General features: G+C 42.2%; 11 protein-coding genes. 10 read left to right on the top strand and 1 reads right to left on the bottom strand.

Annotated elements, in window-relative coordinates; all coding sequences use genetic code 11:
• The first annotated feature begins 35 nt into the window (after positions 1–35).
• From K1I67_RS06790 to K1I67_RS06760, 7 genes are all read left to right on the top strand, one after another.
• Entirely contained in the window at positions 36–5,219 is a 5,184-nt protein-coding gene (locus K1I67_RS06790) for an SIALI-17 repeat-containing surface protein (protein ID WP_223339363.1), read from the top strand.
• A gap of 120 nt (positions 5,220–5,339) precedes the next feature.
• Positions 5,340–7,061, top strand: a complete 1,722-nt coding sequence (gene pabB, locus K1I67_RS06785; protein WP_223339362.1) for an aminodeoxychorismate synthase component I — start codon at positions 5,340–5,342, stop codon at positions 7,059–7,061.
• Positions 7,062–7,679, top strand: a complete 618-nt coding sequence (locus K1I67_RS06780) for an alpha/beta fold hydrolase (protein ID WP_223339361.1) — start codon at positions 7,062–7,064, stop codon at positions 7,677–7,679.
• A 49-nt stretch (positions 7,680–7,728) separates the two neighbouring features.
• On the top strand, positions 7,729–8,589 hold the full coding sequence (locus K1I67_RS06775; RefSeq protein ID WP_223339360.1) for an excalibur calcium-binding domain-containing protein: 861 nt from the start codon (positions 7,729–7,731) through the stop codon (positions 8,587–8,589).
• A 104-nt stretch (positions 8,590–8,693) separates the two neighbouring features.
• Positions 8,694–9,653 carry an ROK family glucokinase gene (locus tag K1I67_RS06770; RefSeq protein ID WP_223339359.1) on the top strand — a complete coding sequence of 320 codons (960 nt, stop codon included), beginning with the start codon at positions 8,694–8,696 and terminating at the stop codon, positions 9,651–9,653.
• A gap of 97 nt (positions 9,654–9,750) precedes the next feature.
• Complete coding sequence (locus K1I67_RS06765; protein ID WP_223339358.1) at positions 9,751–10,185, top strand: GTP pyrophosphokinase; 435 nt, start codon at positions 9,751–9,753, stop codon at positions 10,183–10,185.
• A gap of 52 nt (positions 10,186–10,237) precedes the next feature.
• Positions 10,238–11,077: a thymidylate synthase gene (locus K1I67_RS06760; protein WP_060956056.1), complete on the top strand. Its 840-nt coding sequence runs from the start codon at positions 10,238–10,240 to the stop codon at positions 11,075–11,077.
• A 117-nt stretch (positions 11,078–11,194) separates the two neighbouring features.
• Here the strand turns inward: K1I67_RS06760 and K1I67_RS06755 are convergent, their stop codons facing one another.
• Entirely contained in the window at positions 11,195–11,365 is a 171-nt protein-coding gene (locus tag K1I67_RS06755) for a DUF3042 family protein (RefSeq protein WP_001051776.1), read from the bottom strand.
• 120 nt (positions 11,366–11,485) lie between these two features.
• On the opposite strand from K1I67_RS06755, the gene miaA reads away from it, so the two are divergent.
• Genes miaA through K1I67_RS06740 form a run of 3 tightly spaced genes read left to right on the top strand, consistent with a single transcriptional unit; the run spans position 11,486 to position 14,217 of the window.
• Positions 11,486–12,370, top strand: a complete 885-nt coding sequence (gene miaA, locus K1I67_RS06750) for a tRNA (adenosine(37)-N6)-dimethylallyltransferase MiaA (protein ID WP_223339357.1) — start codon at positions 11,486–11,488, stop codon at positions 12,368–12,370.
• Positions 12,363–13,601, top strand: coding sequence for a GTPase HflX (hflX, locus tag K1I67_RS06745; protein ID WP_223339356.1), 1,239 nt, complete (start codon positions 12,363–12,365; stop codon positions 13,599–13,601). The genes miaA and hflX overlap by 8 nt, the downstream gene beginning before the upstream one ends.
• On the top strand, positions 13,594–14,217 hold the full coding sequence (locus tag K1I67_RS06740; protein ID WP_223339355.1) for a cystathionine beta-lyase: 624 nt from the start codon (positions 13,594–13,596) through the stop codon (positions 14,215–14,217). The genes hflX and K1I67_RS06740 overlap by 8 nt, the downstream gene beginning before the upstream one ends.
• Positions 14,218–14,227: the final 10 nt, after the last annotated feature.

Here is a 14,227-nt window from a genome sequence, read left to right as displayed (position 1 = left end):
CCTCTATACTGTTTTTTGCAACTCTAGTATATCAGATGAACATGTCTTTTGTGTTGCACTTCATTTTACAACAGGGCGATAGAAAAAAGCTACAAAAATTTGCTATTCGCAAACTGAGCATGGGAGTGGGCTCGGTATTGATTGGACTTGCCTTCATTGGAGGAACACTTGAACCAAAACTGGTTCAGGCTGATGAGACCAAGCAAGTTTCCTTTCACTATTTAGCAGAATCGGAGTTGACAGCTGCTGAACGTGAACTCATTCACCATGAATTACCACAAGATCTGAGCCAAGAGAGCTATTATCTAGTCTATCGTAAGCAGGGACAAGCCGTCTTACCTCAAACAGGAACAGTCACCTTCCCCTTGGCTGGTCTTGGTCTTCTGACGGCTAGTTTGGTGGTTTTCCTATTTTCCAGGAAAAAGCCTTCTAAGATAGTTGGAGTGTTATTGATTGCTTCTGTAGGTAAGAGTTTATTACTACCTTATCAAGTATTTGCTTTTGAACACAAGGACTTACTAGCTTATGATCAGACTAAAACCCTTGTGTCTGCAGATAGTTTAACTCAAGGAATTATTGACATTAAAGGCTATGACTATGTCGGTTATTTATTAGAGACGGATTTAAGAGGAACAGGCCAAGATCTAACATCTAGTGCGAGTCCAGAAATTCCTGCAAAACCAGTAAATCAAGCACCCATTCATGAAATTCCCGATTTTATAGGTGGCGTATCAGGCGAGTCCTTGGTTGAGCCAACAAAACCAACATTTGAGGGCGGCGTCAATGGCCAAGGTACGGTAGCAGAAAGCTTACCAGAGTACACACCAGAATTGACTAGTCAAAGTGGCGTCCCAGAAGTCCACTACAAAGCTGACTTTACAGGTGGCGTATCAGGCGAATCCTTGGTTGAACCCACTAAACCAACATTTGAGGGTGGCATCAATGGCCAAGGAGCAGTAGCTGAAGCCTTACCAGATTATGAAGGAGGCGCAGTCCCAGTTGATACTCTGAAACAGGAACATCCCGACTTCACAGGAGGCGTATCAGGCGAATCTTTAGTTGAGCCGTCTAAACCAACATTTGAAGGTGGGGTCAATGGTCAAGGTACAGTAGCTGAAGCCTTACCAGAGTACGAAGGAGGCGCAATTCCAGTTGACACACTGAAACAGGAACGTCCAGACTTCACAGGTGGCGTATCAGGCGAATCCTTGGTTGAGCCAACAAAACCAACATTTGAAGGAGGCGTCAATGGTCAAGGTACAGTAGCCGAATCCTTGCCAGAGTACACACCAGAATTGAGCAGTCAAAGTGGCCTTCCAGAAGTCCACAAAAAACCAGACTTTACAGGTGACGTATCAGGCGAATCCTTGGTTGAGCCGTCTAAACCAACATTTGAAGGTGGCGTCAATGGCCAAGGTACAGTAGCTGAAGTCTTGCCAGAGTATGAAGGAGGCGCAGTTCCAGTTGATACTCTGAAACAAGAACATCCTGACTTCACAGGTGGAGTTAATGGTGAACCACTTGTTGAGCCGTCTAAACCAACATTTGAAGGTGGTGTTAATGGCGCAAGTACAGTAGCTGAAGCCTTACCAGAGTATGAAGGTGGTGCAGTTCCAGTTGATACTTTGAAACAGGAACTCCCTGAGTTTACAGGCGGTGTATCAGGCGAATCCTTGGTTGAGCCAACAAAACCAACATTTGAAGGTGGTGTTAATGGCAAAGGTGTAATAGCCGAAACTTTACCAGAGTATGAAGGAGGCGCAGTCCCAGTTGATACTCTGAAACAGGAACTCCCTAGCTATAATGGTGGTGTGAAAGCTACTGAAGCGCTAGTTTTAGATGCAAAACCGACTTTACATATTGAAGTCCGAAAAGAGTTGATCCCTAAACAAACTAGGGAAAAGATTGATCCAGACATGCTTGTCGGTGAAACAAGAATCGAGCAAGTCGGTCAAGATGGTGAGAAAGAGATTGTTACCAGCTATGAGGAAAAAGATGGGAAACGTATCTCAGAGCTGAAAGAAACAACACGGATTTTAACAGAAGCTAAAGATCAGGTTATCATCCGTGGCAGTAAGGAAAAAGAAGAAATTAAACCTGAACCTGTCCTAACTCTTTCAAATATTACTGGAAATTCGATGGGCCGTTCAGCTCGCTTAAGCTATAACTTGGAGAAGGCAGATGGTGTTTCCGTTTCAAAAATTAGTGCTACCATTAAAGCCAAGGGGCTAGCGGATCAGACTCTTGACTTGACGAGTGATCAGCTGGAAGCAACAGTTTATAATCTAAAACTCTACACGGATTACACCATTTCTACAAGGATGATCTTTAATCGTGGTAAGGGTGAAGAGAGCACTCTACTTGAGGACAAGAAGCTTCGTTTAGAGCTTAAAAAGCTAGAAATGAAAGATATCAAGGAAACAAGCCTTGTTAAGGTTGAAAATGGCAAAGAGTCTGTGATTCAGCACTTGACAGAAGTGCCAAGAAACTTGGAAGACTACTACCTCAAGATTAGTTCAGAGAGCCATAAGACCAGCCATTTAGCCATCAAGTCTATTCAAACTGAGAGAATTGATGGAAAAGAATATTATAAGGTAACTGCTGAAGCAACTGACTTGATTCAACGCAATGCTCAGAAAACCTTTGAGGGAGGCTATAGCTACTACCTGGCTAAGTCAAGAACTGAATCTTCTGCTATCTCTGGTGTAAAAGAATACGCTTATCAGGATATCCAAGATTATGATAGTCGCCATGATCAAGCCTATCGCAACCTTGAAAAATTGCAACCTTTCTACAATAAAGAATGGATCGTTAATCAAGGAAATAAACTGGATCTTGATCACAATCTAGCCAAGAAAGAGGTAATCTCTGTTATCGCCATGAAAGGGAAAGACTTTGTAACGGATCTTTCAGTGGCAGACCATATCATGGTTCATTATGCAGACAAGACCAAGGAGGTATTTGCAATCACCTCGCAAAATTCTGGCTTGACTGCTGTTAAGGAATATAAGATTGCCGACTTGGATCTGCTGTATACTCCAGATATGCTGGTTAAGGACCGTTCAGCCCTGGTCAAGGACTTGACCTCTATCCTGAAAACAGTGGACTTACAGTCGGATGGAGTTTATCGAATCCTAGATGATCAAACCACTAGCCTTGATAAAAAGGTTGAGGCAGTGAAGAACTGGTATCTAGAAGAAAGCTTTGCAGAGGTCAAAGCGCAGCTGGGAAGCCTGGTTGATAAGTTACTTACAAATCTAGACTACCAGTGGAATGATTCGCCTGCTAGAACTGCTGCCTTGAAGAAAAAATTTCAGGACAATCAATCAGCTATCATGTTGGGTCTGGCTTATCTCAATCGCTATTACGGTATCCGATTTGCGGATTATAATCTGAAAGAACTCATGCTCTTTAAACCAGATTTTTATGGGCAAAATGTGGATGTCTTGGATCGATTGATTGAACTTGGTTCAAGAGAGAACAACCTAAAAGGCAACCAGACTCATGAAACCTTTGCCAGAGTCCTAGCCAAAGATATAAAATCTGAAGATTTACATGCCTTCTTAGACTACAACAGACAGTTATTGACGACTGACAAGGATATGAATGACTGGTTTATGAATGCCACCAAGGGCCATGTGTACATAGCAGAGCGAGCTTCGAAGAATCAAGAAATTGCAAATCGGAAGCATCGGGCTTATGACAATCTTAATAACTGGTTGCATCGCAATATGATTCTGCCTTTGTTGAATGTCAAGAAGGCACAGATGTTCCTGATTTCCAACTACAATACCATTACCTTCGGATCAGCTGATAAATCTGGCAAAACCATAGACCAGATGAAAGCTGACATTGATCTAGTAGCGGACCGCCAGTTGACTTACTTGGACTTCTGGTATCGACTTGCTACTGATGAAGTTAAAGACCGTATGGTTAAGAGTGACTTTAATGTAGCTACACCGGTTTGGGAAGGCTATCGCGTTGATGGACGTGGCTGGGTAGAGCGTTATGGACATACCAGTGGTATGGAAGACTACGCGCCAATTCGTGAAGTATTTGGACCAGCAGGTCGCTACTATAAAGACAATAAGCTAGGAGCTTATGCCTCTATCTATCCAAAGATAAATGCCAGAGATGCTGTTCACTTTGTGGAAATCGATATGATCAGTGAGTATGGCTTGTCCGTCTACACCCATGAGACAACTCACGTCAACGATCGTATTGTCTATCTGGGGGGCTACAAACATCGTGAAGGAACCTATGTAGAAGCCTATGCTCAGGGCATGCTCCAGTCACCGGCTGAGGAAGGTCATCAGGGTGAATACGGCGCTCTTGGTCTCAACATGGCCTACATGCGACCAAATGATGGGGATCAATGGTACAATCCAGATCCAACCAAGTTGCAAACACGCCAGCAGATTGACCACTACATGAAAGGTTATAATGAGGCCTTGATGCTTCTAGATTATCTGGAAGGAGAACGAGTTCTTGCTAAGAATGATCTTGCATTGAAGAAGGCTTGGTTCAGCAAGATGACCAAGCAAATGCGCTATCAGGACCAGGATAATAAACTCCTTGCTCCTAACCAGTGGGACTATGTCCGTCCATTGACGGATGAGGAAGCCAAGACTCAGCTAAATTCTGTGGATGACCTAATCAAACATAACATCATCACCAATAGGCATTATCAGGGAACTTACCGACCAGAAGAACTCAAGACAGCTTATGTCAATGTCAAGATGGTGGATGCTATCTACGGTGGAAATACCAGTCAGGGAGCTCCTGGAGCTATCTCCTTCAAGCATAATGCCTTTCGTATGTGGGGATATTATGGCTACGAAAATGGTTTCCTAGGCTATGCTTCTAATAAATACAAGGATGAGGCGTTAAGCGAGGGGCATGACACCCTTGGAGATGATTTCATTATCCAGAAGGTTTCGAAGGGCAAGTTCCAGAACTTAGAAGAATGGAAGAAGGCCTGGTTTGACGCTATTATTGCCAAGGCAAAACGAGGAATTCATAGTTTTGAAATTGATGGCCAACAAATTGATTCTTACGAGAAATTGCAAGATTTGTTTGACCAAGCAGTAGAAACGGATTACCGAAACTTTAAGTATGGAGGCTCAGTTGCAAACTATACAGTAGCTCTGAAGAAAAAAGTCTTCCAAAAACTATTGCAGGTCACAGATGCCTTTTCATCCGAACTCTTTCCCAAATGATAGATAAAAGAGAGTGTGTTTTTAGATTTGCTAAGGAAGTGAAATCTACTTTAGCATTCTCAAAGAATAAAATTGCCAGATCTCCTGTTTGGGGTCTGGCTTTTATGGTATACTTAGAACATGCATAGAAAAACAGTGATTGATTTCAGGGCTTTGGGGGAGAGATACACCTTTACCCAGCCTATTAAAGAGTTGAAAACCAGAGATTTAGCAGAAGTGGCAGACTTGCTTGCACAAGTGGAAAGCTTCCAAGAGCAGGGCTATTATGTGGTAGGCTATGTCAGCTATGAGGCTGCACCTGCTTTTGAGGAGAAGTTAGCGGTTCACGAGGGTCCCTTGTTAGGAGAGTATCTCCTCTATTTCACCGTTCATGACAATGTTGAAACCTCTAGCATTCCTCTGACTTATGAGGAGGTGGATTTGCCATCAAACTGGCAGGAAGTAACATCTGCAGAGGACTATGAAAAGGCAATTGCTCAGATTCACTATCATTTGCGACAGGGCGATACTTATCAGGTCAATTATACGGTTCAACTCAAGCAGGAGTTGTCTGCTAATCCTTTTGCTATCTACAATCGTATGGTTGTCGAGCAGGAGGCGGGTTACAATGCTTACATAGAGCATGACGACATGGCAGTGATTTCCATGAGTCCAGAACTCTTTTTTGAACAAAATGGCCGTGAATTAACGACTCGCCCTATGAAGGGCACAACTAAACGTGGCTTGAACGACGATGACGACTTGCAAGAGGCCACTTGGTTGAAGCAGGACCCCAAAAATCGCTCAGAAAATATGATGATAGTGGACCTCTTGCGCAATGATATGAACCGCCTGTCTGAGGTGGGAAGTGAGCATGTGGAGCGTTTATGCCAGGTAGAACAGTATTCAACGGTTTGGCAGATGACTTCAACTATCAAGAGTCAGTTACGACCAGATGTTGACCTAGTTGAAATCTTCCGTTCACTCTTTCCATGTGGATCCATCACAGGAGCTCCCAAGATAGCGACCATGGAAATTATCAAGGACTTGGAGCTCCAACCAAGAGGAGTTTACTGTGGAACTGTTGGACTCTTGCTTCCTAGTGGACGACGGATTTTCAATGTGGCTATTCGAACCATTCAACTGCATGGAGGGCAAGCCATCTATGGTGTCGGAGGTGGCATCACTTGGGATAGTACTTGGGAATCGGAATACCGTGAAGTCCAGCAAAAGGCAGCTGTTCTTTACCGAAAACAGCCTCGTTTTCAACTGATTACGACAGGAAAAATCAGCCAGAAAACCTTTCTCTTTGAAAAGCAACATCTAGAAAGACTACAAAAGGCTAGTCGTTATTTTGCCTTTCCTTTTGATGCAGAAGACTTGAGACAAAAGTTAGAGAAGGAGTGCCAGGCTTGTGACCTTCATCAAGACTACCGTTTGCGAATCAGTCTCAGCAAGTCTGGAGAAATAGAAATTGATCGACAAGTATTGACACCACTTAACTCTAGTTTTTGTCAGGCCAAGCTTTGTCAGCAAGAAGCTGATTTGGAGCAGGCCTTTACCTACTTTAAGACAACACACCGACCACATTTGACATTGGGAGAGCAGGAAATCATCTATCACACTTCTGATGGAAAATTGCTTGAAACCTCTATTGGGAATCTGGTCTTAAAAATGGGTGGCAAGTTCTATACCCCACCTAGTAGTCTTGGCATTTTACTAGGGATTTATCGCCAGCATTTACTTGAAATCGGGCAGGTGGAAGAGAAGGTCTTAACCATAGAAGATTTGAAGCAAGCAGAAGTCATCTATGGCTGTAATGCAGTAAGGGGATTGTATGAGTTGTCAGTAAGGGAGAACTAAATGAAATTAATATTTTTACATGGCCTAGGTCAGTCAGCAGATAGTTGGCAAGAAGTGCAAGAATTGCTTGCAGATTATCCCTCTGAAGCCCTTGACTTATTCCCTACTGGAGTTGCTAGCTATGAAGAAGCCAAGGAACACATTTATCAGCACTTATCAAAGGAGACAGAACCTTTTGTCCTAATCGGTTTGTCCCTAGGAGCTGCACTTGCATTAGAGCTGTCAAGTTATGATTTGCCAAATCTTCAGGCCTTGGTTTTATCAGGTTGTCCACTGAAACTAGCAGGTAATATTCCTTTTTACATTCAGTTGCTGATATTTAAATTGCTGCCTAAGAGGATATTTGAGAAACAGGGGGCAGATAAGGCTCTTATGGTTGGAGTTTCCGAAGAATTAAAAACACTTGATTTAAGAGAGAGTGCACGGAATTGTCCCTATCCAAGCTTGTTAATTTGTGGTAGTCAGGATAAGCCTAATCTTGGTTCAATGAAAGCTATTCAAGAACTAATGCCAAATTCCCAGTTCCAGATCATCCCTGACGGTCCTCATGTTCTAAATAGAGCCAAACCAAAAGAGTTTGCAGAAATAACTAGAAGTTTTCTTGAATTGCAGAAATAAGTTTGATAAAATAATAGGGAAGTTGATATTATAATTTTAGGAGAAAATCATGAACAAACGTCATTTATTAAAACTCGGCCTAGCTTCTTTACCTGCCCTAGCATTGTTTTTACAGCCTGTTGTGGCGGATGAAAGTATCCATTTTTCAAGCTGTAAGGAAGCCTGGGAGAATGGTTATGCGGATATTCATAAGGGAGAACCAGGTTATTCTGCTACTCTAGATAAGGATCATGATGGGATAGCCTGTGAATCTAAGAATGCGCCTAAGGGAGTGTTAAAAGAGAAAAAGACAAGTGCCTCTCAAGCTAACAACAATGTAGCACCTGATAGAGTAGCACCAAGTAGTACAGTACCTACTCCTAGTGTACCAGCTGAAAGTGGCTGGGTTCGTCAGAATGGATCTTGGTACTATTATTCTGAAAATGGGAAACCAGTAACGAACACTTGGCGGGGTGCTTACTACCTCAAATCAGATGGAAGAATGGCTGAGAATGAGTGGGTATACGATAACTATTACCAAGCCTGGTATTACCTCAAATCAGATGGTTCTTATGCACGCAATACTTGGCAAGGAAGTTACTATCTCAAATCAGATGGTAAGATGGCTCAGGGTGAATGGATTTATGATTCTTACTACCAAGCCTGGTATTATCTCAAATCAGATGGTTCTTATGCGCATAATACTTGGCAAGGTGCCTACTACCTCAAGTCAAATGGTAAGATGGCTCAGAGTGAGTGGGTCTATGACTCTTCTTACCAATCTTGGTACTACTTAAAATCAGATGGTTCTTATGCTCGTAATGCTTGGCAAGGAAACTACTATCTCAAATCAGATGGTAAGATGGCGAAGAATGAGCGAGTGGATGGCGGACGCTATTATGTAGATGCTTCTGGTTTGTGGAAACCATAGAATAGAAAAAATCTGGAAAGTTAATGCAAACCTTTGCACTGATAGGCAGATTTTGGTATACTAGTGCTGTAAGCATTTTCAATTTATAATAAAAGGAGATAAAGATGAGTCAAAAGATTATTGGGATTGACCTTGGTGGAACTTCTATTAAGTTCGCAATTTTAACGCAAGAAGGAGAAATCCAAGAAAAATGGTCTATCAAGACTAACATTTTGGATGAAGGAAGCCACATTGTAGATGATATGATTGAGTCTATTCAACATCGTTTTGAATTGCTTGGATTGTCTGCGACGGATTTCCAAGGGATTGGTATGGGTTCACCTGGTGTGGTTGACCGTGAAAAGGGAACTGTTATCGGTGCCTACAACCTCAACTGGAAAACTCTTCAACCAATCAAAGAAAAAATGGAAAAAGCATTAGGAATTCCATTCTTTATCGACAATGATGCCAACGTAGCTGCTCTTGGCGAACGTTGGATGGGAGCTGGTGAAAACCAACCAGACGTTGTCTTTATGACACTTGGTACTGGTGTTGGTGGCGGTATCGTTGCTGAAGGGAAACTGCTCCACGGTGTTGCTGGTGCGGCAGGAGAGCTTGGTCACATCACTGTTGACTTTGACCAACCAATCGCATGTACCTGTGGTAAAAAAGGATGTCTTGAGACAGTTGCTTCGGCAACAGGGATTGTCAACTTGACTCGTCGTTACGCAGATGAATACGAAGGCGATGCAGCCTTAAAACGCTTGATTGATGACGGAGAAGAAGTAACAGCTAAAACTGTCTTTGATTTGGCAAAAGAAGGAGACGACCTTGCCTTGATCGTTTACCGTAACTTCTCACGTTACTTGGGTATTGCATGTGCCAACATCGGTTCAATCCTAAACCCATCAACAATCGTTATCGGTGGTGGTGTATCAGCTGCGGGAGAATTCCTCCTTCAAGGTGTGCAAAAGGTTTATGATGAAAATACCTTCCCACAAGTACGCACAACAACTAAACTAGCTCTTGCAACTCTAGGAAATGATGCTGGAGTTATCGGAGCAGCATCACTTGTTTTGCAATAAAGCACATGAATCAAGAGCTTGGTTATTGATCAAGCTCTTTTTAAGTTGAAGCTGTTAAAATAAAGTAATAAGTCAATAATGATAGGAGGAGTTTTGGATGAATACTGCAGAACAATCCATAGTTGATATAGCCTTGTCTATTGCTACGCAAGCTCATGAAGGGCAACTGGATAAGGCAGGGATAGAATATATTAAACATCTAATCTATGTAGCAAACCAAGTTAAGTCTGAAAAAGAAAAAGCAGTTGCTTTGTTGCATGATGTTCTTGAGGACAGTCCTGTTTCAGCTGAAGAATTACTAATTGCAGGTTTACCGGAAGAAGTTGTTACAGCTGTTAAGGTTTTGACAAAGAAACCAATGCAAGATTATCAAGCGTATTTGGAAACTGTGAAGAAAAATTCTCTAGCACGGGCAGTAAAATTAGCTGATTTAAAACATAATTCAGATCTTTCGAGATTGACTTCTATTACTGAAAAGGATAGGGAAAGATTGAAGAAATATAAAAATGCTATTGATTTTCTGAGCAGGTAGAAAATTCTTTTTTATGCTATACTAGTTAAGACAATGAATGAGGTGAGAGCAAATGACAAAAGCAGATACGATTTTTAAAGAAAATATCGAGCGAATCTTGAATGAAGGTGTCTTTTCTGAGCAAGCTCGTCCTAAGTATAAGGATGGGACTGTTGCTAACTCCAAGTACATCACAGGGGCCTTTGCAGAGTATGATTTGTCTAAGGGTGAATTTCCCATCACAACTTTGCGTCCTATCGCTATTAAATCAGCTATTAAAGAAGTGCTTTGGATCTACCAAGATCAGACCAATAGTTTGGAAGTTCTCAATGACAAGTACAATGTTCACTACTGGAATGACTGGGAAGTTGGAGATACAGGGACTATTGGGGAACGTTATGGGGCTGTGGTTAAAAAGCACGACATCATTAACAAGATTCTCAAACAGTTAGAAGCTAATCCTTGGAACCGTCGCAATATCATCTCACTCTGGGATTATCAAGCATTCGAGGAAACAGACGGCCTTCTTCCATGTGCCTTTCAGACTATGTTTGATGTCCGTCGTGTAGATGGGGAAATCTATTTGGATGCGACCTTGACCCAGCGTTCTAATGATATGCTGGTGGCTCATCATATCAATGCCATGCAGTATGTAGCTCTTCAAATGATGATTGCTAAACACTTTGGTTGGAAAGTTGGGAAATTCTTCTACTTTATCAACAACCTTCACATCTATGACAATCAATTTGAACAAGCTCAGGAATTGCTCCGTCGTGAACCTTCAAATTGCCAACCCCGTTTGGTCTTGAATGTACCAGACAAGACTAATTTCTTTGATATTAAAGCAGAGGATTTTGAGTTGGTTGACTATGCTCCTGTGAAACCGCAATTGAAGTTTGACTTGGCCATTTAATACTCTCTGAAAATCTCTTCAAACCACGCTAGATTCCTAGTTTGCTCTTTGACTTTCATTGAGTATAAAAGAATAGAAAAAAAGAAGTTGAGAAAAAATCTCAACTTCTTTTTTTGCTTAGTGTGATACGCGACGACGCGCTGCTTTCTTACGATTTTCTTCGATGAAAGCTGCTTTTTGTTCTTCTGGTTCGATCACTTTCTTTTTAACTGCGTATACTGCACCTGCAACTGCAGCGACAGTTCCTGCAATACCTGTTACAAGACCTTTAGCGAATCCTTTAGCCATGAGTATTCCTCCTTTAACTTATAAATCAGCCAGCTACCTCAAGAGGTCGCATTTTTCTGACTGACCTTTTTGTGATATAATAATAGTAACGAAAAAATGGGAATTTTTCAAGGAAAAAAGATGAAAACAAAAATAATTGTGATTGTTGGACCGACTGCAGTTGGAAAAACAGCTCTAGCCATTGAAGTTGCTAAGCATTTTAATGGTGAAGTAGTTAGTGGAGATAGCCAACAAGTCTATCGAGGACTAGATATTGGAACAGCCAAGGCTAGTCCAGAGGAGCAGGCAACTGTCCCTCATCATTTGATTAATGTGAGAGAAGTAACCGAGTCTTACTCGGCTTTTGATTTTGTTTCAGAAGCTAAGGCGGCCATTGAGGATATTCAAAGTCGAGGTAAGCTCGCTATTATTGCAGGTGGGACAGGACTTTATATCCAGAGTCTGCTAGAAGGATATCATTTAGGTGGGGAGACACCTCATGAGGAGATTTTAGCTTATCGTGCTAGTCTAGATCCTTTTTCAGATGAGGAGTTAGCCCATCTTGTAGAGCAAATAGGCCTTGAAATTCCCCAGTTTAATCGTCGTCGTGCCATGCGTGCCTTGGAAATTGCCCATTTTGGTCAAGACTTGGAAAATCAAGAGACCTTGTATGAACCTCTGATTATTTGCTTGGATGATGAGCGTAGTCAGCTTTATGAACGGATTAACCACCGTGTGGATTTGATGTTTGAAGCTGGACTATTGGATGAAGCTAAGTGGTTGTTTGACCATTATCCAGATGTGCAGGCTGCTAAAGGGATTGGCTACAAGGAACTCTTTCCCTATTTTCGAGGGGAGCAGTCCTTGGAAGAAGCTCGTGACAGTCTCAAACAGGCGACCCGTCGTTTTGCCAAGCGTCAGCTAACCTGGTTCCGTAATCGCATGCAGGTGACCTTTTATCAGATAGGAGAATCTGGTGTGAAAGAGCGTATTTTAAGCCAGATTGAGGAGTTTTTAAATGATTGAAACGGAGAAAAAAGAGGAGCGAGTCCTGCTGGTTGGAGTTGAACTCCAAGGCATGGATAATTTTGACCTCTCCATGGAAGAACTGGCTAGTTTAGCAAAGACAGCCGGAGCGTTTGTAGTCGATAGTTACAGACAAAAACGTGAAAAATACGACTCCAAGACCTTTGTCGGAACTGGTAAGTTGGAAGAAATAGCTCAAATGGTGGACGCAGAAGAAATCACGACTGTCATCGTCAACAACCGTTTGACGCCTCGCCAAAATGTCAATCTAGAGGAAGTGCTAGGAGTCAAGGTCATTGACCGTATGCAGTTAATTTTAGATATCTTTGCTATGAGAGCTCGAAGCCATGAAGGTAAGCTACAAGTTCATCTTGCACAACTCAAGTATCTCTTGCCTCGCTTGGTTGGTCAGGGGATTATGCTCAGCCGTCAGGCAGGGGGAATTGGTTCCCGTGGTCCAGGTGAAAGTCAGCTGGAGCTTAACCGTCGTAGTGTTCGCAACCAGATTGCAGATATCGAACGTCAACTCAAGGTGGTTGAGAAAAACCGAGCGACAGTTCGAGAAAAACGTTTGGAGTCAAGTACCTTTAAAATTGGTTTGATTGGTTACACCAATGCTGGGAAGTCAACTATTATGAATACTTTGACCAGCAAGACCCAGTATGAGGCGGATGAGCTCTTTGCTACTCTGGATGCGACAACTAAAAGCATCCATCTGGGGGGCAATCTACAGGTAACCTTGACAGATACCGTTGGATTTATCCAAGACTTACCGACTGAATTAGTGTCAAGTTTCAAGTCTACCCTAGAAGAAAGCAAGCATGTAGATCTCCTGGTCCATGTCATCGATGCCAGCAATCCCTACCATGAGGAACATGAAAAAACGGTTCTGTCTATCATGAAAGACTTGGACATGGAGGATATTCCTCGCTTGACCCTTTATAATAAAGCAGATTTGGTGGAGAACTTTACGCCTACTCAAACGCCATATGCTCTGATTTCAGCAAAGTCTAAAGATAGTCGCGAACAGTTGCAGGCTTTATTGCTGGATAAGATTAAGGAAATTTTTGAACCCTTTACTCTGCGCGTGCCTTTTTCTAAGTCTTACAAGATTCATGATTTGGAGAGTGTTGCTATCTTAGAAGAACGTGACTACCAAGATGACGGCGAAGTCATCACAGGCTTCATTTCTGAGAAAAATAAATGGAGATTAGAAGAATTTTATGACTGATATCAAATCATTAGCTCTCAAGTATGGTGGCTATACAAGTTTAGACAAGGTTTATCTGGATCAGCTTTTAGCTGGTAGGTCTGAAGAGGAACAGCTAGCCCTTATCACACCTCCACCCAGCGTAGTGAATGCTTACTTTGCCGAGCTCTACCAGAAAAAAAGTCCTCAAGCTGCGACCGATTATTTTGCGGAAGTCAGTAAAGAATTAAACCTCTATAATGCTGAGCCAAGTTTCGCTTTGGAAAGCAAGCCCTTTATTCGCCTCAATCTATCTGGTAAATCCTTTGGATTTTGCTATGAGAGGGACGACCTTGGTCGCATTTTCTCTGAATATGAGGAAGCAATTACGGATGAATTACTCTTTGAGATTGCGCAAATTTTTCCTCATCAGCTAGTTTTTGAGGAGTCTGGGAAAATTTACATGAAGGCAATCGGAGAAGAGGAAGTTGTTAGCGTGGGAAATCTTACAGCTTTGACAGATTTGGAAACCTTGGCAGATGGAAGAAAGCGACTTAAAGGCTACAGCCAAGAGGATTTACTACAAGAAGCTAGAGCTTTTTCTGGCAAGCTTTATTATCGCTCGGAAAATCGCACTGCTATGTTATATATTGATTAATTAGAAAGTA

Origin of the sequence: Streptococcus infantis, assembly GCF_019929575.1 — a bacterium.
Lineage (GTDB): Bacteria > Bacillota > Bacilli > Lactobacillales > Streptococcaceae > Streptococcus > Streptococcus infantis_L.
Note: the sequence above shows the minus strand (reverse complement) of the source record. Positions and strands in the feature narration are given on the sequence as shown.

Excerpts from the sequence above, each read along its gene's own strand:
- K1I67_RS06790 (WP_223339363.1), top strand. The coding sequence starts at position 36 with ATGAACATGTCTTTTGTGTTGCACTTCATTTTACAACAGGGCGATAGA.
- pabB (WP_223339362.1), top strand. The coding sequence starts at position 5,340 with ATGCATAGAAAAACAGTGATTGATTTCAGGGCTTTGGGGGAGAGATAC.
- K1I67_RS06780 (WP_223339361.1), top strand. The coding sequence starts at position 7,062 with ATGAAATTAATATTTTTACATGGCCTAGGTCAGTCAGCAGATAGTTGG.
- K1I67_RS06775 (WP_223339360.1), top strand. The coding sequence starts at position 7,729 with ATGAACAAACGTCATTTATTAAAACTCGGCCTAGCTTCTTTACCTGCC.
- K1I67_RS06770 (WP_223339359.1), top strand. The coding sequence starts at position 8,694 with ATGAGTCAAAAGATTATTGGGATTGACCTTGGTGGAACTTCTATTAAG.
- K1I67_RS06765 (WP_223339358.1), top strand. The coding sequence starts at position 9,751 with ATGAATACTGCAGAACAATCCATAGTTGATATAGCCTTGTCTATTGCT.
- K1I67_RS06760 (WP_060956056.1), top strand. The coding sequence starts at position 10,238 with ATGACAAAAGCAGATACGATTTTTAAAGAAAATATCGAGCGAATCTTG.
- K1I67_RS06755 (WP_001051776.1), bottom strand. The coding sequence starts at position 11,365 with ATGGCTAAAGGATTCGCTAAAGGTCTTGTAACAGGTATTGCAGGAACT.
- miaA (WP_223339357.1), top strand. The coding sequence starts at position 11,486 with ATGAAAACAAAAATAATTGTGATTGTTGGACCGACTGCAGTTGGAAAA.
- hflX (WP_223339356.1), top strand. The coding sequence starts at position 12,363 with ATGATTGAAACGGAGAAAAAAGAGGAGCGAGTCCTGCTGGTTGGAGTT.
- K1I67_RS06740 (WP_223339355.1), top strand. The coding sequence starts at position 13,594 with ATGACTGATATCAAATCATTAGCTCTCAAGTATGGTGGCTATACAAGT.